The sequence below is a fragment of the Candidatus Melainabacteria bacterium genome (genome assembly GCA_003963305.1).
GTDB lineage: Bacteria > Cyanobacteriota > Vampirovibrionia > Obscuribacterales > Obscuribacteraceae > PALSA-1081.
Genome location: RXJR01000006.1, coordinates 182,868 through 207,078 on the forward strand (window position 1 = coordinate 182,868; position 24,211 = coordinate 207,078).

23 protein-coding genes are annotated in these 24,211 nt (G+C 49.4%); 15 read left to right on the top strand and 8 right to left on the bottom strand.

The genetic code is table 11. The features are described from left to right. Nucleotides 1-836, top strand: an 836-nt coding sequence (locus tag EKK48_08390) for a hypothetical protein (protein ID RTL43849.1), incomplete at its 5' end; no start/stop codon positions are given. Further along, entirely contained in the window at nt 793-1,371 is a 579-nt protein-coding gene (locus tag EKK48_08395) for a DUF4189 domain-containing protein (GenBank protein ID RTL43755.1), read from the top strand. The genes EKK48_08390 and EKK48_08395, both read left to right, overlap by 44 nt. Nucleotides 1,372-1,391: 20 nt before the next feature. Here EKK48_08395 and EKK48_08400 read toward each other — a convergent pair whose 3' ends face one another. From EKK48_08400 to EKK48_08410, 3 genes are read right to left on the bottom strand one after another with little or no spacing between them, the layout of a single operon-like run. Continuing rightward, complete coding sequence (locus EKK48_08400; protein ID RTL43850.1) at nt 1,392-3,785, bottom strand: hypothetical protein; 2,394 nt, start codon at nt 3,783-3,785, stop codon at nt 1,392-1,394. Next, nucleotides 3,782-4,546 (bottom strand): protein phosphatase 2C domain-containing protein, encoded by a 765-nt coding sequence (locus EKK48_08405; protein RTL43756.1) that lies wholly within the window; start codon nt 4,544-4,546, stop codon nt 3,782-3,784. The genes EKK48_08400 and EKK48_08405 overlap by 4 nt, the downstream gene beginning before the upstream one ends. Before the next feature lie 7 nt (nt 4,547-4,553). Next, on the bottom strand, nt 4,554-5,240 hold the full coding sequence (locus EKK48_08410) for a VWA domain-containing protein (GenBank protein ID RTL43757.1): 687 nt from the start codon (nt 5,238-5,240) through the stop codon (nt 4,554-4,556). A gap of 558 nt (nt 5,241-5,798) precedes the next feature. On the opposite strand from EKK48_08410, the gene EKK48_08415 reads away from it, so the two are divergent. From EKK48_08415 to EKK48_08435, 5 genes are all read left to right on the top strand, one after another. Further along, nucleotides 5,799-7,055 (top strand): VWA domain-containing protein, encoded by a 1,257-nt coding sequence (locus tag EKK48_08415; protein ID RTL43758.1) that lies wholly within the window; start codon nt 5,799-5,801, stop codon nt 7,053-7,055. Between the two features lie 386 nt (nt 7,056-7,441). Continuing rightward, nucleotides 7,442-8,296 (top strand): heme-dependent peroxidase, encoded by an 855-nt coding sequence (locus EKK48_08420; protein RTL43759.1) that lies wholly within the window; start codon nt 7,442-7,444, stop codon nt 8,294-8,296. A gap of 222 nt (nt 8,297-8,518) precedes the next feature. Then, on the top strand, nt 8,519-9,322 hold the full coding sequence (locus EKK48_08425; protein RTL43760.1) for a hypothetical protein: 804 nt from the start codon (nt 8,519-8,521) through the stop codon (nt 9,320-9,322). A 71-nt stretch (nt 9,323-9,393) separates the two neighbouring features. Further along, nucleotides 9,394-11,046: a hypothetical protein gene (locus EKK48_08430; GenBank protein RTL43761.1), complete on the top strand. Its 1,653-nt coding sequence runs from the start codon at nt 9,394-9,396 to the stop codon at nt 11,044-11,046. A 172-nt stretch (nt 11,047-11,218) separates the two neighbouring features. After that, nucleotides 11,219-12,376, top strand: a complete 1,158-nt coding sequence (locus EKK48_08435; protein ID RTL43762.1) for a glycosyltransferase — start codon at nt 11,219-11,221, stop codon at nt 12,374-12,376. Here EKK48_08435 and EKK48_08440 read toward each other — a convergent pair. After that, nucleotides 12,334-13,437, bottom strand: coding sequence for a hypothetical protein (locus EKK48_08440; protein RTL43763.1), 1,104 nt, complete (start codon nt 13,435-13,437; stop codon nt 12,334-12,336). The genes EKK48_08435 and EKK48_08440 overlap by 43 nt on opposite strands. A gap of 132 nt (nt 13,438-13,569) precedes the next feature. Here EKK48_08440 and EKK48_08445 point away from each other — a divergent pair, with 132 nt between their 5' ends. After that, nucleotides 13,570-14,331 (top strand): ribonuclease HI, encoded by a 762-nt coding sequence (locus tag EKK48_08445; GenBank protein ID RTL43764.1) that lies wholly within the window; start codon nt 13,570-13,572, stop codon nt 14,329-14,331. Nucleotides 14,332-14,333: 2 nt separating this feature from the next. Here the strand turns inward: EKK48_08445 and EKK48_08450 are convergent, their stop codons facing one another. The 3 genes from EKK48_08450 to EKK48_08460 all read right to left on the bottom strand — a co-directional run bounded on the left by EKK48_08450 (nt 14,334) and on the right by EKK48_08460 (nt 17,439). Beyond that, nucleotides 14,334-15,068: a response regulator transcription factor gene (locus EKK48_08450; GenBank protein RTL43765.1), complete on the bottom strand. Its 735-nt coding sequence runs from the start codon at nt 15,066-15,068 to the stop codon at nt 14,334-14,336. Between the two features lies 1 nt (nt 15,069). Beyond that, nucleotides 15,070-15,651 carry a gliding-motility protein MglA gene (locus tag EKK48_08455; GenBank protein RTL43766.1) on the bottom strand — a complete coding sequence of 194 codons (582 nt, stop codon included), beginning with the start codon at nt 15,649-15,651 and terminating at the stop codon, nt 15,070-15,072. 156 nt (nt 15,652-15,807) lie between these two features. After that, complete coding sequence (locus EKK48_08460; protein ID RTL43767.1) at nt 15,808-17,439, bottom strand: hypothetical protein; 1,632 nt, start codon at nt 17,437-17,439, stop codon at nt 15,808-15,810. Between the two features lie 260 nt (nt 17,440-17,699). On the opposite strand from EKK48_08460, the gene EKK48_08465 reads away from it, so the two are divergent. The 5 genes from EKK48_08465 to EKK48_08485 all read left to right on the top strand — a co-directional run bounded on the left by EKK48_08465 (nt 17,700) and on the right by EKK48_08485 (nt 22,199). Continuing rightward, a complete protein-coding gene (locus EKK48_08465; GenBank protein RTL43768.1) occupies nt 17,700-18,302 on the top strand; it encodes a DJ-1/PfpI family protein in 603 nt (200 codons plus the stop codon). Nucleotides 18,303-18,409: 107 nt separating this feature from the next. Then, nucleotides 18,410-19,018, top strand: a complete 609-nt coding sequence (locus tag EKK48_08470; GenBank protein RTL43769.1) for a hypothetical protein — start codon at nt 18,410-18,412, stop codon at nt 19,016-19,018. A 414-nt stretch (nt 19,019-19,432) separates the two neighbouring features. Then, complete coding sequence (locus EKK48_08475) at nt 19,433-19,735, top strand: zinc-binding protein (protein RTL43770.1); 303 nt, start codon at nt 19,433-19,435, stop codon at nt 19,733-19,735. A 341-nt stretch (nt 19,736-20,076) separates the two neighbouring features. Next, on the top strand, nt 20,077-20,925 hold the full coding sequence (locus tag EKK48_08480; protein ID RTL43771.1) for a hypothetical protein: 849 nt from the start codon (nt 20,077-20,079) through the stop codon (nt 20,923-20,925). A 521-nt stretch (nt 20,926-21,446) separates the two neighbouring features. Continuing rightward, complete coding sequence (locus EKK48_08485; GenBank protein RTL43772.1) at nt 21,447-22,199, top strand: tetratricopeptide repeat protein; 753 nt, start codon at nt 21,447-21,449, stop codon at nt 22,197-22,199. A 103-nt stretch (nt 22,200-22,302) separates the two neighbouring features. Here EKK48_08485 and EKK48_08490 read toward each other — a convergent pair whose 3' ends face one another. Further along, complete coding sequence (locus EKK48_08490) at nt 22,303-22,689, bottom strand: globin (protein RTL43773.1); 387 nt, start codon at nt 22,687-22,689, stop codon at nt 22,303-22,305. Nucleotides 22,690-22,752: 63 nt separating this feature from the next. On the opposite strand from EKK48_08490, the gene EKK48_08495 reads away from it, so the two are divergent. Together EKK48_08495 and EKK48_08500 are read left to right on the top strand one after the other, a co-directional pair. After that, entirely contained in the window at nt 22,753-22,959 is a 207-nt protein-coding gene (locus EKK48_08495) for an RNA-binding S4 domain-containing protein (GenBank protein RTL43774.1), read from the top strand. Nucleotides 22,960-23,329: 370 nt separating this feature from the next. Continuing rightward, nucleotides 23,330-24,172: an aldo/keto reductase gene (locus EKK48_08500; GenBank protein RTL43775.1), complete on the top strand. Its 843-nt coding sequence runs from the start codon at nt 23,330-23,332 to the stop codon at nt 24,170-24,172. Nucleotides 24,173-24,211: the final 39 nt, after the last annotated feature.

Below are 24,211 nucleotides of genomic sequence, written 5' to 3' on the forward strand. Positions count from 1 at the left end.
GCATCGAGCAGATGAAGCATGAGACAGGCATGAACAGAGCTGCAGACCAGCGCGGATTTGCAGTTGTCTATATGGAAGCACTCCCCAAGGCATTTCCAGGAACATACGGACAGGTTCAATCTAATGGATGGAACTTGTCGCACGGTGCTCTTACTGAAAAGTCGTCAAGCTATGACGATTTGAACTATGTGCGGCAGGTAAATAGTGAGTTGTCGCGCCAACTAAAAGTTGATCCATCGGCAAAATATATAGTCGGCTTTTCCGAAGGAGGCGGAGCAGCACAATACGTTGCGCAAAGCATGCCTCGCACATTTGCCGGCGTGGGCTCTGTGCACGGCACGCGACTGGAATCGGACCCGATACCAAAGTGGGGCGACCGCACCGCATTTATTGCTGTTCTTGGCGATGACGATAACATGCTGCCAATCAGCGGCGGGCATGGGATCGGTGAAGGCTGGCGACTCATGAAAGGATTCGCCACCGTCACGATAGGCAAAGTATCTGAATCGCTACCGCTCTCCCAAAAGACGGTCTGGGCACAAGCCGATGGTTGTGGAATGCCAATCGTTACAGACAATGCCCGCAACAAAACATCCGTATATGTGTGTCCAGGAACCAGGGTCACCGAAATCGTTCGTCACGGTGGCATGCATGCCTGGGACGGACTTGGTCAGAATCCAAAGAATCAAATTACGAAAACTCCCGACTTTGGGTGGCCGGTCATCGGAGTGCCAAACGCCAAAGAAGATACAACTAATGACGTAGTGAACGCACTTATGCCATATAGGAAGGATGGCCGCGCGGTCAACATGCGACGTAACTTCTTGGAACAGTAAACTAATGCAAAAACAATGGATCGCCTCATTCCTTATTTGCGCTTCGACATTGGCACCACACGCAGTGGCAAAGAGTGTCAACGGTGTCGGCAGGGGTAAACCTCAACCGCACGTGACTAGAGAAGAAACATCCCAGGAAAGACAAGATCGTCTGGATCGAGAAAAACAAATGGAAGACGATCTCGCCGCTTACCTGGAAAGATGGAAAGCCGATCGGCAAGCACCAAGCTATACCTCAATCGCGTACTCCAACAAGACTTTTCGCTGGGGGTTCGCGTGGGGTCAAGAAACTGTAGGACGTGCCAACGTGGAAGCGAAAAGGCGTTGCGGGCCAGGGGCAGAGGTGCTGTGCTGGTCAAGAGGCACCTCGTTTTGCGCTCTCGCTGATGGTCCGCGCAGCTACGGCGCAGCACCGGGGGAAACTTCAACGCAGGCAAAAGCTGAGGCAATCAGGCTCGCCAGCAGAATCGCACCAGGTGCAAGAATTGTCCTGGTTGTAGGCGGCAATCCTGCGACGATCACACAACCAAAATAATTTTCCGCCCGCCAGCATTGCTAGACGTTTCTAACACCGTTGCATGCAGGATAAGCTGAACAGCCATAGAACATTTTGCCGTCGTGCTTGCCACCTCTGGCAACACGCTTAATCATGCTCTGCCCACATTTTGGACACGAGACTGGAGCAAAAGGCATATCGCCCTTGCTTGGCTTGAACCTTGGATTGACAGTCCTGGAAGAACGCCCGCAACTATCTACAGGCGTCGGGGCAATTCCTGATGAATTGGATGGAGGCGGCGGAGCCTGGCTCACCCGAGCGAATTGCGGAACAGCAGCCGAAGTAGGCGCGGTTTGGACGGCAGTGTTATTCGATGCACCAGCGCCGGTAGGAACACTATTAACAACACGTTGTGGCTGCGCACCAGATACAGTGCCAGAGACAGCGCCAGAAATCAACGCCGCATTCCTGGCGGAATTGAAATTCAAATAATCAGTATCTTTCGGTCGCGTCTTCGGAATCTGAATTTTCAAATAAGCGAGGTCTTCTTTGTCACGGAAGTAAGCAGCATAAGCATGTGCCACTACCGGGTCTTCTTTCTTTTCACGAGCATTGATGGCGTATACAGCTTGAGTCAAATCTGAAGGACCAGACGTCAGTGTTCTACGATAGTCACTTCCCTTTTGATCGATTTCGATCTGAATTTTTTGAAGCTCCTGTTGGTCCATATCGTTCGGCTTGGGATCATAGACAAAAGCATTCTCCAGGCTCTTTCGCCATTCAAGCAACGGCACTGAATTGTTGGCACCAAAACCCGGCACTTCCAGCACCTTCTCTTCCGTAATATCGAGCGCAGTTTCAATACCGTATGATGCCAGTGCCGTTTGACGAGCCAAACCGACATGCCGAATCTTCGCTTTTCGAATTTCGTGACTTTCCAAATACTTCAAAAGCTGCATGCCATGACGCTTGTTCTGATACAGAGAAATCTTCAGATGTTTTTCGCGTTCGAGATTTTCCAGTTGTTTCTTCGCATCTGCAAGCGACGCCTTAACTGCTACAGCTTGAGTGATACCTGCTCTGGTGCGCCAGGCTGCAATCGACTTCTCAAATTGTTCTTTCGAATGGAAATATTTTTCGACGAAATACTTCTCTGAGCTTATTCTGCAGAAGAACAATTGTTTGAGAGCAAAACAAATTACTGAGCCCCAGACAAACCACATTTTCGGCAGTGCAAAGCCGATCGCCGCTGCTACTATCAACAATGCGATGCCAATCGCTCTCGATCTATAAATTTGAAACTTCGCTTTTTTGGCTTCGGCACTTGGAACATATTTCACAAGTGGCAATGTCGGATGAAGCTGCGAAGGATGAGGTAAGACAACCCTTTCGATGGCAGACCATGCCAGTCCCAAACTGAATGACGCCGCACCGGGATCTATGGCAGGCAAACCACGATTTGTAAAAGTTGGCAGAAACAGCAAGATGCCGAGCTTGCTTTCCATCCGGCACCATGGGCACTCGGAAGCAGCTTGTGGATACCAGTGCAAATTGTCTGAGCTACACTGAGTTACCTCAGTTTCAAGCTTGACGAGTATGTTAATCCACTCTTCCGCGTTCGGGCGGCGCTCGACGGAGGGGCTGAATGCACGTTCAAAAGCATCCGCCACATCGCGAGGAAAATCCGCTAACGAAGCGGCTCCCGGTGGTCGAGTCATGCCAACATCGCGTATTTGCGAATAAACAAAACGGTGCTCGAAGATAGCACGTTCCATCGGCATATCGCCTTTAGCGAACGCACCGACGAATGGATGCCTGCCCATGAAAAGCAGCTGGAAGATTACAACCGCCAGACCGAAAGCATCATGGTTAGCCGTGCGAACAATGCCGCTCAGCTTCTTGCCCTGCAGCTCGGGCGGAGTATATTCAGGCACTCCAACGCGGCAGAGAAACTTATTTGCGCCATCGATGATTTGAAAACTATCGGCATCGATCAAAGCAACCTTGGCTTCATCAGAAATCAAAATTCCGGAGTGATTGATATCGCCAATCACACAACCGGTACGATGCACTGACGCAACGGCGCGGCTGACATTAGCAGCCGTACGAACCAAAAATCTAAAATCAGCTTTCGGAAAATGCTTCTTTCTCGCCCCGGGCGAATAAAGTTCGAAAAGAGGCTTATGTCCGTTGACGCGCTTCATCACAAAACCGGCAAACCTGCCGTCACTGTGACGAGCTATTGCAAGCGGAAATGCAACCCAACTCGACTGTTGGGCAATCTTTCGGTTTACTATCGAAAGAATTTTGGCTTCGCGCTGTTGAATATCTGTGGATGTGTAGACCTTCAAAGCACGGTCGTCATTTTCCAGGGCAAAAACTTCCCCCTCGCCACCGCGCCCAAGACGCTTGCCGAGTCGCACATTTACTCCGTCGACGATTAGTGATGTCATTGCCGATGCACCGCCAATATCAACGTCTTGTCATCATCGGTACGAGCGTTGACCGCATCACTGTTCAAATAGTTACTGAGCTGCTGCGAGAGTTTTTGATCAAATCCTTCTGCCGCCGTAGAAATTACGGGCCGAATCATTCCATCAAAAAATGGTTTGAAGGGTTTCTGCGCCGCCATATCGAGAGCCAATCTTTCAACACCATCGGAAAAAACCGCCAGCGCAGTAACCGGAGTATTCAGCCTTGATATAACAAGCTTCGGTTCAGGATCGTCGGTAAGGAAAAAAGTCGAGGAGGCATATTGTCCCTGACTCGGCCAACTCAAAGCAGTCCATTCATTCGTTTCACCGCAATGCGCAACAGCACTGCCATCACCGACATGGGCTACAAGCGTATTGTCCCCAGTCGAGATCATCAATATTACCGTCGCCGCAAAATCACGCGGTTTCAAACAACGAAGTTCGGCTGCCTGCGCGATGCGCTCGCGGGCAGCATAGATCCAATTCCAGAGGTCATCATCCGTTGGAAGTTCTGACTTGGAAAAATCAAATTGTCGGGCTTGAGTGACCAGAGTACGACATATCAAAGAGGCGCCTTCGCCGCCCATTTGCGCGCTGCCGGCACCATCTGAAACGACCGCGACTAGAGCCTTTCCACCATTAGCGCCGTACGAGCAGCTGAATGCATCCTGCCGTCGAATATTTCGTGCAACGTGTGACGTTCCACGACAAGATGCAGCTGCCCATGTCCAGCTATTCATTCATCAACTAAACAACTACCGCCCAGCCGTTAGGTGCAACAGGGTTTGCCAGAGGAACAGGCTCACCCGGGTTCGATCGAGACACTGAACTAAGTGAAGTGGAAAGCCAGGCAAATAGATCTTTGAAAGCCAGACCTTTCAACTTCAACGGGGTTCGCACTGACAACTTGGCAAGAATGTCCATGTTTGCAGGCTCAACACCGGCGGCGTAGAACATGAATTCCTTCTTGTCTTCGCCTGAACGAATCATTTCTGCAGCTCTGCCCCAACTATCTGAAGGAGCACCATCTGTGATGAGAAAAACCCATGGTCTGTAGTAAGCAATACCATTGGACTTATAGAGTTCTTTTCTTTCACGCAGCAATTCGATACCACGTTCGATGGCGGCGCCCATCGGAGTCAACCCGTCAGCCTTGAGAGCGAGCGGATGGAAATCAGCGACGGAAGTGAACTCATTGTGTACACGCACTTGCGGACCATAAGAGACTATGGCGATTTCTACTCGCTTAGCCGCCAGACTGTCTTCATTCAACTCGGCGCGAAACAATTGCAACGCCTGATTGAGTTGAGTCAGTTTGTCGCCTGTCATCGAACCCGACGTGTCGAGCAATAACAAGCACGGACAGCGAGGCTCTGGATTTTCAGCGAACTCAACGCCGCCGAAAGGCACTTGCTCAAAACTATTTTCAGACACGTCGATATCTCCCCAAATTACTTGAGACGTTACATAACAATAGCACGAAAAGCGCTCTACGTCCCGTTACCAGTGTTTCATTTAACTTTTAATTGTCACCACATTTGATATCGCAACAGACCTACACGCATACACAATTTGACACCATGGCATATCCACTGCATACAGCGCGGAGTTAGATTATCGGACGAGTATCAAAGATATCGGCAGCTCTGCTCAATGCAGCCATTGCGAATTATATATCCAAAGGCGTCATTTTCGGTATTAAAAACGCACCGAATTCAGTGCGAGTTATCGGACATGCAACAGCCGTTGCAAATTTAGGCAGCGGTCTCGTAGCGGTTCAGCCGCCGTATAGTCGCGGTTTCATCTTCAGGGTAAATCCCGTGTCTTGACCTTTCAATTTTGGCTAGATTAATGAAGCCAGAACTTTCTCTGGTCGTTGATTCACTTACTAAAAATTGACTGCTTCGGAGGACCGCCTTCCGTTGTTTTCCTGCATGCGTGGCAGCCGCCATGAGTGCACATATACCGCCGCAACTCTATTGAGGATAAATCATGCACTCTCCCAAATTACTTTTACTAATACTGGGGTTGGGTACCTGTTCAACATACTTGATCTCGTCATCTATCAACTCTGAAGTAAACATGTTCCATGCCTTTGACCACTTCGAAAAAAAGGTCGATACCGCAGCCTCTGCATCGGTTCCTGTAATCGGCTCATATGACCCATCTGCTTCGATTCCCAGGGTCGACCCATCTACTTCGATACCTTCAGTTGGTGCAGATGCTTTTTCCAGTTCGGACACTACAGAAAGCGCAGATACACCCTCTAGTTCAGATACTACAGAACGTGCATCTGACTCCAGGACATCGGATGCCGCAGTCATTGCATCCGGCTCCTCACCACTGAAACCGACTGCGGAAGACTCGACTTATAGCAAGTTAATTGCACCGTCAATAAAATCGAAGAATGGAGAACGACCGAGCCTGGATCTAGCTTTCTGCATCGACACTACCTCGTCGATGCAAGGCGAGATAGATACGGTAAAAGCCAAAGTAAAATCTATGGTGGCTAGAATTGCGCACAGCAAAAGTCGACCGGTAGTACGCGTCGGACTGGTTGCTTATCGTGACTTTGGTGACGAATACGTAACCAGATTTCTTGATTTTTCAAACGACATTGACGAAGTAGAAAACTCAATATCCAATCTTATGGCGGATGGAGGAGGCGATGGGCCGGAAGCGGTAGATCGGGGACTGCGGGTGGCCATAAATGATCTTGATTGGCGCGAAGACAAAAGAACAGCAAAATTGCTCTTCCTCATAGGAGATGCACCGACCCACAACGACTCAGAGGATGACCTGCAGGAACAGGCAAAATTCGCAGCAGCGAAAGGCATTCACATCAACACAATTGCCTGCGACGGATTAGAAGGTTATGGCGATCACGGAATTCCGCTCTACAAGAAAGTCGCTCAGCTTACGAACGGCAATTTTGAACCACTAGCTTACAATCAGCAAATTGTTGACACACATGGGCACGCCGCAACGCTCATCACATCCGGTGGCAAATCATATGTCGTCAAATCAACGGACAAAGAAGCATGGAAGGGCGACATCAACACACTGGTAGCAAAAGGCATCGCCGCGCCAGCTCTACAGGGCGCCACGAATGGAACAATCGGAGTTCAAGGCAGCGACGCGACCTACATAACAGGTGTCAATACAGCAGGAACAGTGCGCGCGTCGAACAATCTCGACTCCGTCATGGTCAACGGTGCAGAATCACTCATGTCAAAGATGGGCTTTTAAGTTTGTTGAGCAGTGGTTGACGAATTTTCATGGAGTGCAGCCGTCCCGGCTGCAAACTCGTTATCGAGCGGCGTCATGGAGCGCAGTCGTCCCGGCTGCAAACTCGTTATCGAGCGGCGTCATGGAGCGCAGCCGTCCCGGCTGCAAACTCGTTATCGAGCGGCGTCATGGAGCGCAGCCGTCCCGGCTGCAAAAGCATTAGCCTGCAGTCCAAACAAAAACCGACACCGTATACAGTACCAATTTCCCACCAGCAACAAGAGCATTCCACCCGGCTGCAAGCCCGACAGGCGTACCAGATTGCAAAGACTTGCTTAGCATCTGACCACCTCAGGTACGCAGTGCTATAACCTATAGGTGCAGTTACAGTTTCAAGGAGCACTGATATGCGCCATCCCGACGTCCCCGAATCTCTTGAAGGCTGGTGGATTCTCCATCGCATGTTCGCATTCGACCGCCTGGCTTGGGATGAGCTGCCACAGGACGAACGTAATGAAATCGTCCGGCAGGCAACTACAGCGCTTGAGCCCTTGAAAAACGGACAAGATACAGACCTCAGTCTCGCCCAAATGGTTGGGCACAAGGCTGATTTCATGCTGACGCATTACAGCAAGAACTTCGAGGGTCTCGCCTATGCACAGATGGTGGTAGACAAGCTCAAAATTGCCGAATTCCTGACGCCAGCCACTTCATACGTCTCCATCCTGGAACTCGGACTCTATGACGCGACCGGCAAGATTCACGCAGCGCTGGCAGAAAAGGGGCTGAAACCAAACTCGGCCGAATGGATTGCTGAATTCGACGAAATGGTTCAGGCTCAGCAACACGTACCCCATAACTCCGGACGCTTGTGGGCTCGCATCCCTCAGCGCCGTTTCGTCTGCTTCTATCCGATGGACAAAAAGCGCGGCGAAGACGTCAACTGGTACATGTTGCCATTCGCAGACCGAGCAAAATTGATGCTAGATCACGGCAAGATCGGACGCACATATCATGGTCAGGTAACCCAGGTAATATCAGGTTCGATCGGATTCGACAACTTCGAATGGGGCGTCGATTTGTATGCCGATGACCCACTCGTTTTCAAAAAGCTGATCTACGAAATGCGCTTCGACGAAGCCAGCGCCAAATACGGACACTTCGGCGATTTCTACTCAGGGGTTCAGTTTTCGCTCGATCAGCTACAGACTGCGCTCGATGGAACCGCTGTTCCAGCCCTGAATGTGCTGCAGCCAGCCTGACAGATTTAATGGGAATTTGTAGTTTGCCTACTATACAGGCGACCTATCTTCCATTAGTGTGAAGGTGCCCAAACTAATATGACGCTCTGACGAACCTTGCGGTTGGTCAAGAATCAGTTCTCTCGACGACCTTGCAGTTGTCCATGAGGCTTGAATTCCGTTACAGCAGCAGCAATAGCTGATGCGGAACGTCTGTGCGCCCACACCTAATTGGATTTACTAATGATAAAAAAGATTCTTTTCGTGGCCGTGTTCGTGTCCACTTCGGCGCTCGCGTCTGAGCCTTGTTTCGCCCAAAAGCGCAACGGTCTGCCACCAACGCAGATGGACAGTTTCGTTCGTCAGGCCGCAGGCAATGCCGAAAATATTTATGGCGACGAAAGCCACGAAGGACCTCCACCATTCATGTATTTCGAATACGAGAACCGCATAAACAGCGGTATCTACGACATAAGAGACAAAGGACTGACCACAGGACATGGAAGCTACATGCCCTCAGCTTGGGGTCGGGACGAGTTCCTTGGCGCCGAGTGGAGTCAGTCCGGAGCAAACGGCGGAAATCCAAATCTGGGCGGCATCGGCACAACTCAGGACCAGAACGGTAACCCGCAAAATGGACGCATGACTCCCGCCGATTTGCCTTACAAAATCAGCAAGGGCTGGTTACAGGTCAAAGATGCCAACGGAAACGTACTGGGCTACATGGCGCCGGGCGAGTCATATGAAGACTTTTTCTCGGGTCAGTCGGGTCATCTGTTAGCCGGCTTTCAAGATAAGACGCCGGCGCTGCTGCAACAGGTTCGACAAACAGGACGCGGCAATTTCACAACGTCGCAAGCAACAGCTCAAGCAATCGCGCAGAACAACTCCGCCATTGCGCACGCTCGCGCACAAGCCACCGCCGCCGCACAGGCCGCCCCTGCAGAAGGACAATCAATCGCTCAAGCAAATGCATCGGGACAGGCAGCGACACAACAAACATCGACGATGCCAATGGACACAGCGCCTGGCGGCGCGACACCATAAGGCGAACCTGAGATCGGATACCATTGATACCGGTCGCGCAAAGAGCACGGCTGCAAAATGGAATCTTTTCTATGCTTCAACTGATTTACCAAGATCGTCCGATCGAAAATCGCAGCGACGCATTGCACCTTGCTGGCACCGCGGGTGAAACTATCGCCTTGAAGTTTGATATTAACAGCGACGCGATCATCGATGATTTTCGCGTCACAGTTGATGTGTCAAGGTCACCCAACAGCCCTGTAGATTTTACAGATCCAGGCATCACGCAAACAGATTGGTGTGCCGAAACCTTCGTAGTAAAAACGTGGCAGTCCGCCGGAATCGGAATCTATCAAGCAGAGGCGATGCTTGTAGACGAGCTGCTCGTCAAGGATGATCGACTTGAATTGAAGGACTCATATCGCAGTAAAATTCAAAACTGGCGAGAAATTCTAAAACCGAGCAAGTTCTATAAAGGTCCGGAGATTGCCTCTCACAAAGACGCCAGAACGAAAGTTCTCGCTGGCGAGTCAAAAAAATTCTATGCGCGAATCAAAATCCCCCCACACATCAAAGAAGGACACTACAGCGCACACATTACTTGCCAATCCGGCAAAGAAACACTGCAGACCATTCCGGTGTCGATTGACATAGCGCCAATTAGCCTGATAACGCCGCCTCACACTTTCTTTCTCTGGTACAAAGGGCGTCTGAATCCTCGCTGTCCTCAGCACTTCGTTAGCGAAAGTCTCTTTCGATTGCAGCTGCAGGATATACGCGACCACGGCTTCAATTGCATCTCGCTGACGGAGACAGATACATCGACGGCACAAAGAGCAATCAATATTGCGGAGGAAATAGGATTCGAAAAAATAGTACTGCCTCCACCGTTTCCAGAACTAACGAAGTTGTGCTTCAAGAAAGCGCAGCCGATCATCTACTTGAGCGACGAATTGGACACACGGATCGAATTTCCAGGAAGTGACAGCCCTGAAGCCTTAATAGGGCATCATCAGCAAAATTGGAAACGAGCTCGAACTGTTGAAAAAGCAAAAACACTGGTTTCTCTTGTCAGTCACACCTTTACAAAAAGGCTACAGAACGAAACAGACATCGGACACTGTGCCGACATCATAAGCCTGTATCTAAATCGAAATCGAGAATTCTTCCAGTTCACCGAACAATTGCAAAATTCCACGTCGAGCCAATTCTTTTACTACTGGCAGTGTTACATGGAAAAACCAAACTTGAATCGAGTGCTGGCAGGTACATATCTGTGGAAAAGCGGCGCAGCCGGAATTTCACCATATTGCTATCAGCACATGCCGGTTTATCCGAACTCTCCCTTCAACGACTTTGATGAGTGGGAGCCCGACTTTCACGAGGGCGGCATTAATCGCCCCTTCAAAGATCACATGACGACGTATCCAAGCCGAGACGGAATCATACCGACCCTTCAGTGGGAAGCTTTGCGAGAAGGCATAACAGACTTCAAATACTGGTTTACTCTGCACCATTGGCTTGAAAAAGCTCTGACAAGTGAAAACAGGGAAGCTCGGGAATACGCGTCAGAAGCCAGAACACGAACAAACAAAATTCTATCGAGAATAAATTTGATCACCATCTCAATCAATAGCGAAACAGAGTTAGAACCTTACCCGAGCATTGAGCCGCATGAGTACGATCACTTCCGCAACGAGATCAGGAACGACATCGTAGCGCTGTCACGACTGCTGCACACATAGCTGAATGCATGGCTCCTAGCCTAGCTGAATGCATCGCTGCATGCGTCGCCAAATGCGTAGCAGCCCGTCGAGGGCGCTTCAACATTGTAATAATCCGATAATGAATTGACGTAATCGTTGATTGCCTGGCGACACGGGATGATACTGTAGTGGTTCAGTTGTAATAAGCAAAATGATCGACGTCGTAATCGTTGCGAAAAACGAGGAGCGGCACATAGGTGCCGTTCTCTCTGCCATTGCCGCGCAAAAGAACCTAACTGGAATAAAAACATTCGTCGTTGACAACGGATCATCTGACAACACCGTTGAAATTGCACAGAAGCACAATGCGCGTATCATCGAATGTACAGGCACCCTCGGCAAGGCACGCAATAGCGGTATTGCGTGCGGTGACAATGCGCTCGTAGCGTTTTTAGACGCGCATTCAGTGCCTATCGAAACCTGGGGAGCAACACTCGCAAAGGCTTTCTCCGAGCAGACCGACCTTGGTGCAGCAATGGGAAGCATCGAAAACATTTCAGAGAGACCAGGCACGGAGCTATTAGCAAAACACTCCATGTTTTCGTCGCCCGAAAGACTCTGGAAAAACACTATCAGTGGACTAAATTCACCGCTCCCCTGGATTCCCACCGGTAATTGCATGTACTCGCGCGATGCACTGAACCAGGTGGAAGGGTTCGACGAAAATCTGTTCAGATGTGAAGACACCGATCTGTCATGGAAGATTGTGTTGCAGGGATACCAACTTGCTTACGTGCCGGAGGCAAAAGTAACCCACTACGACCGAGCCGGAGGCACTTCATATCTGCGCAAGTACTATAACTATGGTGCCGGCGCCGCAGAACTTGCGTGCAAGTATGGACTGGAGTCCTCGCCGGTTGCAGACAAAAACTTGAGCGGTACAAAATTTCTCCTCGATGCTTGCTACAAACTCGGATTTTATTCCAGAAGAAAAACGGCGATGTCGCCCAAAATCACAAATCAGGTAGATCAAAAATTCCGCCAAAAGTTTCCCTGGCATAACGGCACTAAAATCGGATTATCATCAAGAATGATCTACTGGTTTGTGCAAGAAAGCACCTGCATTTGCGTCAATCTTGAAACGAACTCACGCCTGGTGCTGGAAGACTTAAGTGCAGACATTTTCCACCTGCTGACACGGCAGTGCAACCGCTCCGAGATCATCGAATCAATCAGTCAACAGTTTGATATCGACAAGGAGGCAATAGCTTCAGATCTAGACGAATTGATCCAGCAGTTGATAGACAATCAAATTTTGTCAGCAAATCAGCACTCACCGAACCACTCTGAAAGCCATTTCTCAAAATAATCACCATCACAGTCTCGAACCAATAAACGAGGCAATTGAAAGCGGTCGGTGCCGGGCCAGATCGCTTCGGGAATGTTCGAACATGCGTATTTATATGAAAGTTGCTTCGCTATCGATACAGTTTCGGAAGTATAGTCCGCTCTTGTGCCATAAGGATAGGCAAACCCATCAATGGAGTGACCCACCACGTCCTCCAGAAATTGCTTGCTCTCCCTGAGTTCGAAGGTTTGTTCAGCGATAGACAAACGGGAGAGTACTGGATGGTTAACCGTATGAGAACCGAGTTCGATCAGACTAGACTTAGACAGCTCCACAATCTCATCAACGGTCAATGATTGGCAAGGTGACGCAAGAGGGTTCGATCCAGCAACGGGATTCGACCCATCAGGAGGATTCAATCCGGCAAGAGATTTTAGCTCATCCAGAACTCTCGCACGCTCTCGCTCTGTTGCATCGCGCAAAAATCGGGTAACTTCGCGATAGATTTCATGTCGAGGGCCGGGGTCGTGCTCGCACAATAGATTCCAACCGCCGAGCACATTAGAGAGACCATTCAAAGATTGCCCATTAGAAGTGTTATTAGAAGCCGTGGACGACTCATTCAAATTCCACTCTCGCATCTCGCTCAAGTTTAATCTGACCTGATCCGGCAATGCAATCGCACCAAATATGATGCTTTCTACTTCACTCCACCAGAAAGGTGTGCGATGCTGGACCATCCCGGTGCTTATAAAGACTGTAGCCGGCACCTCATACTTGGTCAGAATTGGCAAAGCTGCAGTCAAATTGTCGGCATATCCATCGTCAAACGTGATCACAACTGAATTAGTTGTGAATGCCTCTTTACCGCCATCCAGCGCAGAACAATTGAGAGCACGATATTTCTGTCTCAGAACTTCAAGATGTTCACGGAAATGTGCTGGCGCCACCGATAACAATTGAGGATCTGCATCGGTATCGCTGATTCGATGATAGAGCAACATCAAAACACGAGGAGCTTGAAGGCTGCGCAAGAATGGTGGTGCTGCCTGCATCTCGATCATTCTTGAAGGCGCTCCCATTGACTACCACAGCCGACTCAAGAGGTAATTGTCGCAGATTGCCCGCGTATAAAGTTTTTAAGAGGCGCAGAAGTCCAGACAAATTCTGTCTGATTATCACTAAAATGGTCACACTGAATTCTGGACATTATTATGGAATCTAAAAACAACAAAATACTCATCTTCTCTGACGGCGCATGCTCAGGCAATCCAGGCCCAGGTGGATGGGGTGCGATAGTGCTTCTGCCAGACGGCACGGTGCATGAGCTCGGTGGCGGCAATCCATCGACAACCAACAATCGCATGGAAATGGCGGCAGTCTTCAAGGCTTTGAGTCTACTGAATCTCGAAGAGATGCACGATATTACCGTTTACACCGATTCTGTATATCTAATAAATGGCATCACGAAGTGGATAAAAGGCTGGAAATACAGGGGATGGAAAACCTCTACAGGTGGGGATGTACTCAACCGGGACCTCTGGGAAGAACTGTCCAAACTGGTCAGCAATCTGGAGCCGTCACGTATTGCGTGGAAGTGGGTAAGAGGACACGACGGCAATCCAGGCAACGAAAGATGTGATCAGATAGCCGTTGCCTTTTCGAAAGCTAAACGCGAACCGCTCTATGTTGGCCCGGTCGACGCTTATTTCGTCGACCTCACCGAGTTACCCGAAGAACAACCATTACCCGAGCCAAAGGGCACTGGCACCAATAATGGTGCCTCGAAGGGCGCTTACAAAACTGCCTCGGCAGGTGGTACAGCTTACTACATTAGTTATCTGAACGGCGTTGTCGAGACTCATTCAACCTGGGCAGAATGCCAGAAACGGGTGCATGGAAAACCCGCCAAATTCAAAAAGGTCAAATCAAAACAAGAAGAGCTGGACACCCTTAAAGGATGGGGTGCCGGCTAAATCTACCAGGCTTGATCTTCCCAATCAGTTAGTTCAGCACGGTTTATCAGACCGCGCCGAAAGGCTATGTTTAGAGCACGACAGCGATGATTGTATTCATCTTCGTCTGAAGCTCCTTTACTGGAAATACCGAACTTTGTGTACAAACATTTAAGACGAGCTTGGACTGCCTTCTCAGTGATATACAAACGCTTCGCGGTAGCTTTATCAGTAAACCCGAGTGCGATACAAATCAGCACCTCAAATTCAGCTTCGGTCAATCCAGTAGCACCACTTTCGGTGCGGCGAATAATTCTCTGAATGCGCGGATGAATCCAGCAGTCACCACTCAGAACGGCCTTAGTAGCGTCAATGACTTGCTGATCTGTGGAATCCTTCAAAACATATCCAAATGCGCCATCCGGAGGAACAAGCTTCCATAGCTTGCGCACGAATATTTCATCAGAATGATTGGATAAGATTATTACGCCCGTCTGAGGCATTTCCTTCAATATCTGTTCGGCCGATTTGATTCCAGAAAGCACCGGCATCTCGATATCGAGAAAAACAAGCGGTGGCTTATGCTCTCGAACAAGCTCAAGCGCGCGTTGACCATCAGCCGCCTCATAAAATGGTGAAAGCGATTCAAGGTTTTTCGAGAGCAACTCTCTCAGCCAGACACGCTCCCGCTCCTGATCGTCGGCTATTACAATGCCCAATAGAGAACGCTCCGAAGTTAGCGAGACAACCTTATACATGTCATTGTAACCTGTTTAAAATCTGCTTACTAATCTGCTTGAGCGTAGTGAAGACTCCAGGTCCCGTAGAAGCAATGGATTCAAAGGAAACCACTTTACCTGTTGGATTCAAATCACTCTCCATCATCTCAAGACTCATAGCACTTGTGAGATCCCGTTTGTTGTATTGCAACACATAGGGAACTGACTGTAACGATAAGCCATAGCTTTCAAGATTCTCTTTCATGTTTTCTAGAGCATCGATATTTTCCTGACGTCTGACGATATCAGAGTCAGCCACGAAAATAATTCCGTCGGCGCCGTTTAAAATAAGCTTGCGGCTGGCGTTGTATTCAACCTGTCCGGGAACTGTATACATCGAAAAGCGTGTTTTGAAACCTTGAACGGTGCCCAGGTCTAATCCAAAATAGTCAAAGAACAGCGTTCGTTCAGTCTCAGTAGCAAGACTGATAAAATCTCCGCGCGTCTGAGGCGCCAGCTGACTGTATATAAACTTCAAGTTTGCGGTTTTGCCACCAAGACCGGTGCCATAATAAACGATCTTACAGTTAATTTCTCTAGTGAACAGATTTATCATTGCCATGGTTAATCCTCGTGCTGCAACGCAGCAGTGAGCCGCCGCCCGCGCTGCTGCGGTCAGAGACTAGCTATTGAACTCCACTACTGCAATTATTTCACCTTCGAAATAAGCACGGTATGTGGTGCCTCTTAAAACTCACCTGGGGTCCACCCTAACCAGTCAACCGGAAAGAAGTTGAATACAGATAGAAACTTTGGTGCCAGTTGGAAACGACATAGCACTTGTCCAATTGACTTCAGCGCCGATTGCTGAAGCACGCTCGCGAATATTCTTCAGCCCACGCGACAAGGTATTACGCGTGTCTCGAATGCCGCGTCCATTATCCTCTATCGAAACAATCAAGCTGCCGGCTCTTTCTTCTACGAGAACAGTTGTATGAGTCGCGCCGGAATGTTTCTCGATGTTGTTGAGGGCTTCCTGGGTAACACGATATATGGCGAATTTTGCCTCGTCTGAAATTTCAATGCGATCACGCTGAAGATTCGAATAGACAATTGCTTCTATCAAACTGGCGCGGCGAAATCTGTCGACAAGAGCCTGGATAGATGGAATCAAGCCTGCCTCGGTCAACAATCGCGGATGCAGATCAGACATCACCGCACTGACGCCAGCAGCAATTAACTCCATTCTCCCAGTCACATCTTGAACCACTAATTGATCGCCTAAGTTGCCAGCGAGAAGCACAATATTTTCCAGGCGAGGAAGAATGAATCGATCAATCTCATCTGAAATATTCTTGCGTTCGGCGCCGACCGCCAGGCTTTCAAAAAGCGCTCTGTCTCGGTTAATCAAACGAGCCCACTCGTCTTTAGCGTGCGCGAGAATAATATCTAATTCGGATAGTCTCGCTTGAGACAATTCATCAACATCGAACTCTTCACTAGCCATCACAGGCGATGCTTCCTCAGATATCGAAATCACCAGGTCGTTTGGAAACTGGTCGCGAGCCCCCAGTGAATCAAGTTGCACGCTAGCCCCGGCAAGAGAGCACCAGGCTTCAAATGCGTCAAAATCTGCTCTCTCCGCAGTAATCCACTGTGCGGAGGAAACGAGCTTATCGGCACAGCGAATCGTGATAACACTTTGGTCGTTGATACGCTGATATTGGATCATAAGCATGTCATTTTCGGATTCGACAAACATCTTCAAAAGCGCTTGAATGGCGCGATACACACAGAGTTGCTGCAGTCTGGATAATTGACATTCTTCAGCTTGTTCAAAGAACAAAATAAGACGTCCGCACCGCCTCATGTAACGCTTGCAGATATTGTCGATGGCTGGAAGCAACCCTAACTCTTCCAGATCTACTGGATGCAACTCGCCCAGCAAATCACGAAAGGCTGAGATGGATTGATGAACCTCGTCCACCAGAGCAGCGCAACTCGATGCAGCGGCGCTGGATGCAGCAGCATTGGATTCAGCGACGTTGGATGCAGCGCTGCCGGGTAAGCCCAGGTTTGGCGTACCGCCAGTTTGGGCTTGAACAGAGCGAATCAAACGTGCCAGCAATGGCAAACTCTCATCGTGCAATTCTTTTGCAACCCGATGTCGCTCTGCTTCAACAGCTGCAAACTCAAATTCAAATTGAATCATACGAGCTTCTGCATTCCAACGCGAACCAATATGACGGGCACGCGCCGCTATAGCAGATTTACTCGTCGCAGAGGTCGGCGGTGCCTGACTCTCAGCCAACGAAGAGCTTATCCTGGTTCGCACCAAAAGAGCCGAATACTCCGCCCATAATTTTTTCATCGTCAAAAGCGATTGCAGTCGCGGCGGAAGTGCGACCATCGAAGTTTGCTCACATTGCAAGGGGCGCTGCAAACGTCGCCTCCAATCACCCACCAATGCCAATTCGATTCTCTCACAAGACGGCAAGCTGTGAACTGGGAGGGCAAGCAGGAGGCACCTGGGGTTCACCCCAGGTCGCCATAGACCAGCTACGGCCTTGCACAACGACCAGGAAACGGCGACTTAGCGAACCTGGACCTTAACCTATAATGGAATAATCTGGTAAACGGAACAATCTGGCGGCGACAATCGACACAGACATGCAATTTCAGATTCTCCTTTTCGACGGCTTTGAAGAAATGGATGTCTTCGGCGTTTTCGAACCGCTGAGAATGGCTGATTTGCAGGTCAAGCTGGTCAGCCTTCACCCGAAAGAATATGTCACCGGCTTTTACGGCACCCGCGTCATTCCTGACACATTGCTGGATGTAACCAATGCGCCGGATGTATTAATCGTGCCAGGCGGTGGGTGGATAAATCAATCACCGGCTGGAGCCTGGGCAGAGTCGGAAAAAGGAACCATACTGGCGGCACTCCAGCAGTTCAGTCAGGAGGGATGCATTCTCGCTTCCGTCTGCGCTGGGGCGATGTTGCTTGCCAAAGCAGGATTGCTCACAGACCGGGCTGCTACCACTAATCTGTCTTTGCTGGACGAGCTGTGGCAAGAGCAAGTGAACGTCATACAAGCGAGAGTTGTTGACGACGGCGACATTATCACCGCAGGCGGTATCACCAGCAGCCTCGACCTCGGCGTCTGGTTGGTACAACGTTTTCTTGGTGCAGACAAAGCGTTAGAAGTTTCGCGCAAGCTGGAATTTGAACCGCGTGGTTGCGTTTGGCAACAAAGCAAGTCAAATCACTGATTGGTCCACTACTGTTCGTAGTGCTCAAGCAGGTGCCGGACTGGATGCAAAATTCCAAATTCCGGGAATGAAACAATTTACCTTGACCCAGGCGGCGGAGAAAATCAATGAGCGAATCATGGTCAGCCCTAACGCACAGTGCCGAATCCGCGGCGCGTGGTGGCAAATACAACGAGGCAAAAGAGTTTTACAAGCAGGCGATGGCAGACGCAGACTCACGGCATGACTTGCTCCAGGCTTACTACACAAGATGCAACTATGCAGCTCTGCTGAGACTTTTAGAAGAGTATGCAGAGGCTGAACAACTGTTGCGGGTAGCGACCCAAATGCGGCACGACTATCCGCAACAATTGGCGCTAGATCCAGTCACCCCCTTGACCGACCTGGAAAGAATTCTAGTGAAGCAAAATAGATTGGCCGACCTGGAGCAAGTTCATCGTGCGGATGCGGACCGAATGTTCAACACCTACGGAAGAGACTCGCACGAATTCAAAATGAGTCTGATGAATCTTGCTACGACCTACGGCACTCATTTTAAGGACATGGATAGGTGTAGAGCATATTTTCGAGAAATTCTTGACTGGTCGAAAACTGCAGAACCAATCACGCGAAAAATGATCTACATGCATTATGACAAGGTGCTGCGTTCCGCCGGACTCAATGCGGAAGCAGATCTGGCGCAGCAAGAACTGGCAGCCTTGCAACAAACCAACTAGACGCCTCTTGTTAATTGCCAGTCAAATTTGAAAGTCATGTCTAATGTAATGACTTCAGCGAGCTAGGTAAGGGTGAGCACACATTGCTGTGTTCCTTGCAAACCGCTGCAGTTCGGCCCATTACTTACACCCCTGAAGCCCAGTGACGAAACCGAACTCAACGAGTCGACACATCGCACTTGATACGGTGCGTTTTTAGAGCACAAGCCACTTCACATTCACTTCACATAGGCGCCAAAGCATTGATGCCCAAGGGTTTTCGGACGCCCTCAATCCTTTCGAGCGAAATCTTACAAAACGACCAAACGGTGCAGAATCTCAAAATGTATAGCCGATCACTATAAAGATATAGCAATCACCAAAGGCACTGTTGATCAACAATAATGACGCTCTTGTCTCCTCAGGTATTACGTTATGTCCAATATCGATAAAATTCTGAATTGCTGCCATTGCAACTCCGCCTTTGTGTTCACGAGTGGCGAGCAAGACTTCTTCAAGGCCAAAGGTCTTACGAACGAGCCAAAACGTTGTCCTAACTGTCGAATCTTGGTTAGAGTTCAACGCAGCGGAAAAGACGTAGGTACAACGGCCGAAGTCGCCTGTGCAGACTGCGGAAGCCAAACTAGAGTGCCTTTCCAGCCGAAAGGTTATAGACCGGTCTACTGTAGTGCCTGCCTCAGAACCAGAAAAGACGACCTGGCAGTTGCAAACGTCTGAAACTAGCAAGACCGAAACTAGTAGACCCCCCAGCCACGCCGCGGTTCACTTCAATTACGAATTGCTGCACGCCGTGCAGACCTAATGACAATCCCCATCACCGGAACCTGACCCGGAGGATGGGGATTCGTGTATTACTGACCCGCCCCCTTTAGCGACTCCAGCAATGAGAAGCTCAAGATGTTAGACCCGACCTGGAAATTAGTCTGCTACGCCCAAAACTGACAACGATTCTGTTAACTGGTTGTTATTTAGCACCTCCATACTCCTTGCCATAGACCTCTCAATGACAAAAGGTCGTGGACGTCGCCGATTCTAATGGCATCCAAGGAGCAAGCAAGATGAGACAGTTCGATAAACAACCAGCCGCTCAAGTTGACGACCTCGCGCAGAAGGTAACAGAGCAAGTTTCGAAAGGTCAACTCGACAGTGCATACGCAATGATGAAAACGGAGTTGCACGCTGAGTTTTCTACGATGCCTCTAGAAGAAAAACGTCAAACATGGAACGCCCTCTCGCAAAAACTAGAGGACAATGGCGTACTGCCAAAGCTTGCCGCCGCATGGTTAGCTGATCTGAGTCATGAATTTCCAAAAGGCACTGATGTTTCGTTCACAAAGAGTCAGTTGGACTCAATTGCAAAAAATGCGCTCGATCCGTTCTACTCAGGCTTTGCAAGCGAAATGTCCAAACAGTTCGATGTAGCCTCGAGACTGGGAAAAGACGACAATAAAATTGATGCCAGTGAAGTTGCGTCCTTCAAAGATCGACAATTACAGGCAAGTTCCGAGAAATTTGCAGAGAACGTCGTAAAAAACGTCGAAAAGTATGCGGCAACCTCTCCCACAGAAGCTTACACGTACTTGTCTTCAGTCATCTTCGATAGAACAAAACGTGAAACCCCAGAAGAAGAAGCTGCGACATGGAAAAACATTGACGAAAAATTGAACGCCAAAGGTTTGATACCAAAACTTTCAATGGGCTTTCTTGATGCCAATTTCCATGATAATCCTGTGACGCAATCGCAAATGGCAAGCATTGAGAAAGGCAGCCCCAACCTGTTGACGAAAGAATTAACGGGCTTCATTGTCGATGCATTCCCCAAAATTGGCACGGTTGACTATCGCTTAGACGAAATATCAGCAGCAGAGCGGAAGCTTTACACGCAAAAGCTCAGCGATAAACAGTAGACTTCGCAAAGGTTTCGGGTACCGGCGGCACCATTGAAATTCAATGGTGCCTGTCCGTTTGTCCAGACACTTATTTGCGACACGCACTACATTCAGTACTAAAATCGAAAGAAAAATTTGAGCTGTCATTAAGATATGACAGAAAGACAACTGAAGGGTATTCCTCGACAACCGGGGGAAATGTTTTAGCCGAAACCCAAAAACTGTTTAAACCGCCGTCTAACGCCCGACTCTCCAACAGAACAGCGTCGGAATAGAGTGGGAACATTAAACGAGCAGCCAAATGACAAGGACAGGCTTGAATAAAAGCACTCAAATTTGTAGGAGGCGATGCACTAAAAATCAACTTCCGGGGAATATATAGATCGTGCCCGACTGCCCATCGACCGAGCCCAAGTGTCCGATTTTGTGTTTTTTACTGTCAGCTCAAAGGAAAATTCGATATAACTGGCGGTTCGAAGATTCCGAGTCTTTGAGCTGACTGGTCGTATACTGATTAAAGTGGCTATATTTTGGAACCTATGGAAGAGTCCTGGCAAACCTACAAAACCCTGGGAGAACGGGCTACCGGTTCTTTGAACTACCCATATGCCGAGGCGATGTGGGCTATGGCCGTCCTTATCGCTGAAGAATTCGGGGAAAAAGACCCTCGGTACTGCTTTTCCATAGACTGGCTCAGCCATGTTCTTCTCAAGCAACAAAAATACGCCCTGGCGGAAAGATTTCTCAGCCGCTCCTGGCGCTTGAAGACCAAAGTGTTAGGCTCGAGCCAGCTGGAGTTAGCCAGAACTTTGAATACTATTGCCGAGCTGTACTACCTGCAAGGCAAGTTTGCCGATGCGGAACAGATCTGCCGACGCGTTTATGAAGTGTATGTCCAACAATACGGACCAGACCATCCGAATACCCAGACGGCTCTCAGCAACGCCACTTTGCTGGAGCAGACCAATGCCGCTCGCAATGCGGCGGCTGCCGCCTCGGCACAGGTAGCGGCAGGAGTACAGGCACAAGCTCAACCGGTCGGAGTCGGCACACACGCACAAGCCGTTCAATCGGCTTCTTCAGGCTATCCCACAGTACAAGCAGCCCAACAACAATCTCAACAGGTAGCGCAACCTGTCGCACCAACCCGGCCTCAACCAATTAAACCAACCAGTGAAAGGCGAAAACTAGACGTCTGCGAAAGCTGCGGACAACCGATCGAGGGTGAAGAGTGCGTGCGCTGTACCAGCACAACATTGCGAGTCTATCGTATGGACGAAAGACTGACCTGAGATGCAGCACTGCATTTAGTATCACAACAGTCGGCAGCAATCGAGCACCTGCACAGTCGCAACGGATGAGCACACTACCGTTCGTACTTACGCTAAACGCCATCTACTGATTAATCATAAACGTTGCGAAGTCAGCAAAAAAGGTCATCAAAGCCTCTTTGTGATCCGAAAATTCAGGCACGCAATTAAGTGCTTCCGTCATGTTGTGCATCCAGGCGTCACGCTCCGGCACACCAATACGAAAAGGCAAATGCCTGGCTCGCATGCGCGGATGACCACGCTCATTGCTATAGGTCGTGGCGCCGCCGGTTCTCTGAATCAGAAACAGCGTCAGCTTCCTCTTAGCATCGGTCAGATCAGCCGGGTACATGGGACGTAGCAGCTTATCTTGCTCGATCCGAGAATAAAACTCATCGACGAGCTTGTAATATGGTGCTGTATCGCCAAGTTCTTGGTATATATGTGCGATTGGGTCTATCATGCGCCACATTCTAACGCATTGGCGCTCTGGGACCCTGAAAGCTCGGCTCTAGACTAAATATTGGTAACGCACGTGGACGACAAACAACCGATCAGGCTGGATCAATTTCTAAAACTTGTCAATGCAGTTGGTTCAGGAGGCGAAGCTAAACATCTCGTGCAAAGCGGATTAGTGCGCGTCAACAATGAGGTCGAAACACGTCGCGGACGAAAGCTCACAAATGGTGATGTTGTGCGGCTTACCGATACTGACTACGTTGTGAATATAGAGCAGCAATAGCATATGCCAGAGCAGCAATAGTATTGTATATGGTGCATGAGCGAGCGACACTCGCCTCGCTCGCAGAATGCAGTCACACTTGCAATCAAGACCCAGTGGGTCAAGTCCAAATACGATGCGTCATCTGAGGACCGGCAAACGTCACACGCTAACCTGTTTGTGGCGAAGCCTTTTCTAGAAGCTTAAGCGCACTAGAATTAAATCCTCTCCTCTTGTCTCGCTAAAAGAGCGGGAGAGCGCCCACAAAGTTCCGAAACCTAAAGCCGAGCAGCCGCCAACGAAATCTTAGACTGTAAGCCAGGGTCTGGAATTTGGGAATGAAATGGGTTACATATGGTAAGCAATGAGCGAACGAACCAGAGCGAGTATTATGCAAACTAGAACATTCGGACAAACTGGCGAAATGGTACCAATCATCGGGCAAGGTACATGGAAGTTTCCCACTGATAAGAATGAGTTCGACGGAGCTGTCAAAGCGCTCCGCCATGGGTTTGAGTTGGGAATGACCCATATCGACACAGCTGAGATGTATAAGTCCGAAGACGTGGTCGGTCAAGCCATCAGAAACATCCCAAGAGAAAAGCTTTTTATCGTCAGTAAGGTAATGCCGTCAAACGCCAGCTTTCACGGCACAATTGAAGCGTGCGAGCAATCATTGAAGCGACTTGGAACAGACTATCTTGACTGCTATTTGCTGCACTGGCGCGGCTCGATTCCATTAAAAGAGACCATCAAGGGGTTGGAAAAGCTGATTGACGACGGAAAAATCCGCTCCATGGGCGTCAGTAACTTCGACGTCTATGACATGGAAGAAGCGCTTGGAATCGCCACCCATCCCATTGCTTGCAACCAAATTCTCTACAATATCTTTACGCGCGGGCCGGAGCGGCAGCTCATGCCCCTATGCGCCGCCAAAAAGATTGCCATAGTAGCGTACACACCATTTGGTGAAAAAACCGTTCCGCCTAAAGGCACCGAGGGTGGTGATGTTCTGCACGAAATAGCCGCTAAGCATGGCACCACGGTCAGACAAGTGTTGCTCGCCTTCACAGTGCGCGACCACAACGTTTTTACAATCCCCAAAGCCGCCAAAGAGAACCACGTCAGCGAAAATGCCGGAGCAGCAGACATCGTTCTAACCGAAGACGACATCAAGAAAATCGACCACGCATTCCCTGCTCCAAAAAATCCTGTCTCGCTGGAAATGAATTAGCAACTGATGATTAAACCGCGCCTGAGCTTCTGGCAGATC

Coding starts and splice junctions, on each gene's coding strand:
- EKK48_08395 (RTL43755.1), top strand. CDS start 793: ATGGCCGCGCGGTCAACATGCGACGTAACTTCTTGGAACAGTAAACTA.
- EKK48_08400 (RTL43850.1), bottom strand. CDS start 3,785: ATGACATCACTAATCGTCGACGGAGTAAATGTGCGACTCGGCAAGCGT.
- EKK48_08405 (RTL43756.1), bottom strand. CDS start 4,546: ATGAATAGCTGGACATGGGCAGCTGCATCTTGTCGTGGAACGTCACAC.
- EKK48_08415 (RTL43758.1), top strand. CDS start 5,799: ATGCACTCTCCCAAATTACTTTTACTAATACTGGGGTTGGGTACCTGT.
- EKK48_08420 (RTL43759.1), top strand. CDS start 7,442: ATGCGCCATCCCGACGTCCCCGAATCTCTTGAAGGCTGGTGGATTCTC.
- EKK48_08425 (RTL43760.1), top strand. CDS start 8,519: ATGATAAAAAAGATTCTTTTCGTGGCCGTGTTCGTGTCCACTTCGGCG.
- EKK48_08430 (RTL43761.1), top strand. CDS start 9,394: ATGCTTCAACTGATTTACCAAGATCGTCCGATCGAAAATCGCAGCGAC.
- EKK48_08435 (RTL43762.1), top strand. CDS start 11,219: ATGATCGACGTCGTAATCGTTGCGAAAAACGAGGAGCGGCACATAGGT.
- EKK48_08440 (RTL43763.1), bottom strand. CDS start 13,437: ATGGGAGCGCCTTCAAGAATGATCGAGATGCAGGCAGCACCACCATTC.
- EKK48_08445 (RTL43764.1), top strand. CDS start 13,570: ATGGAATCTAAAAACAACAAAATACTCATCTTCTCTGACGGCGCATGC.
- EKK48_08450 (RTL43765.1), bottom strand. CDS start 15,068: ATGTATAAGGTTGTCTCGCTAACTTCGGAGCGTTCTCTATTGGGCATT.
- EKK48_08455 (RTL43766.1), bottom strand. CDS start 15,651: ATGGCAATGATAAATCTGTTCACTAGAGAAATTAACTGTAAGATCGTT.
- EKK48_08460 (RTL43767.1), bottom strand. CDS start 17,439: ATGGTCGCACTTCCGCCGCGACTGCAATCGCTTTTGACGATGAAAAAA.
- EKK48_08465 (RTL43768.1), top strand. CDS start 17,700: ATGCAATTTCAGATTCTCCTTTTCGACGGCTTTGAAGAAATGGATGTC.
- EKK48_08470 (RTL43769.1), top strand. CDS start 18,410: ATGAGCGAATCATGGTCAGCCCTAACGCACAGTGCCGAATCCGCGGCG.
- EKK48_08475 (RTL43770.1), top strand. CDS start 19,433: ATGTCCAATATCGATAAAATTCTGAATTGCTGCCATTGCAACTCCGCC.
- EKK48_08480 (RTL43771.1), top strand. CDS start 20,077: ATGAGACAGTTCGATAAACAACCAGCCGCTCAAGTTGACGACCTCGCG.
- EKK48_08485 (RTL43772.1), top strand. CDS start 21,447: ATGGAAGAGTCCTGGCAAACCTACAAAACCCTGGGAGAACGGGCTACC.
- EKK48_08490 (RTL43773.1), bottom strand. CDS start 22,689: ATGTGGCGCATGATAGACCCAATCGCACATATATACCAAGAACTTGGC.
- EKK48_08500 (RTL43775.1), top strand. CDS start 23,330: ATGCAAACTAGAACATTCGGACAAACTGGCGAAATGGTACCAATCATC.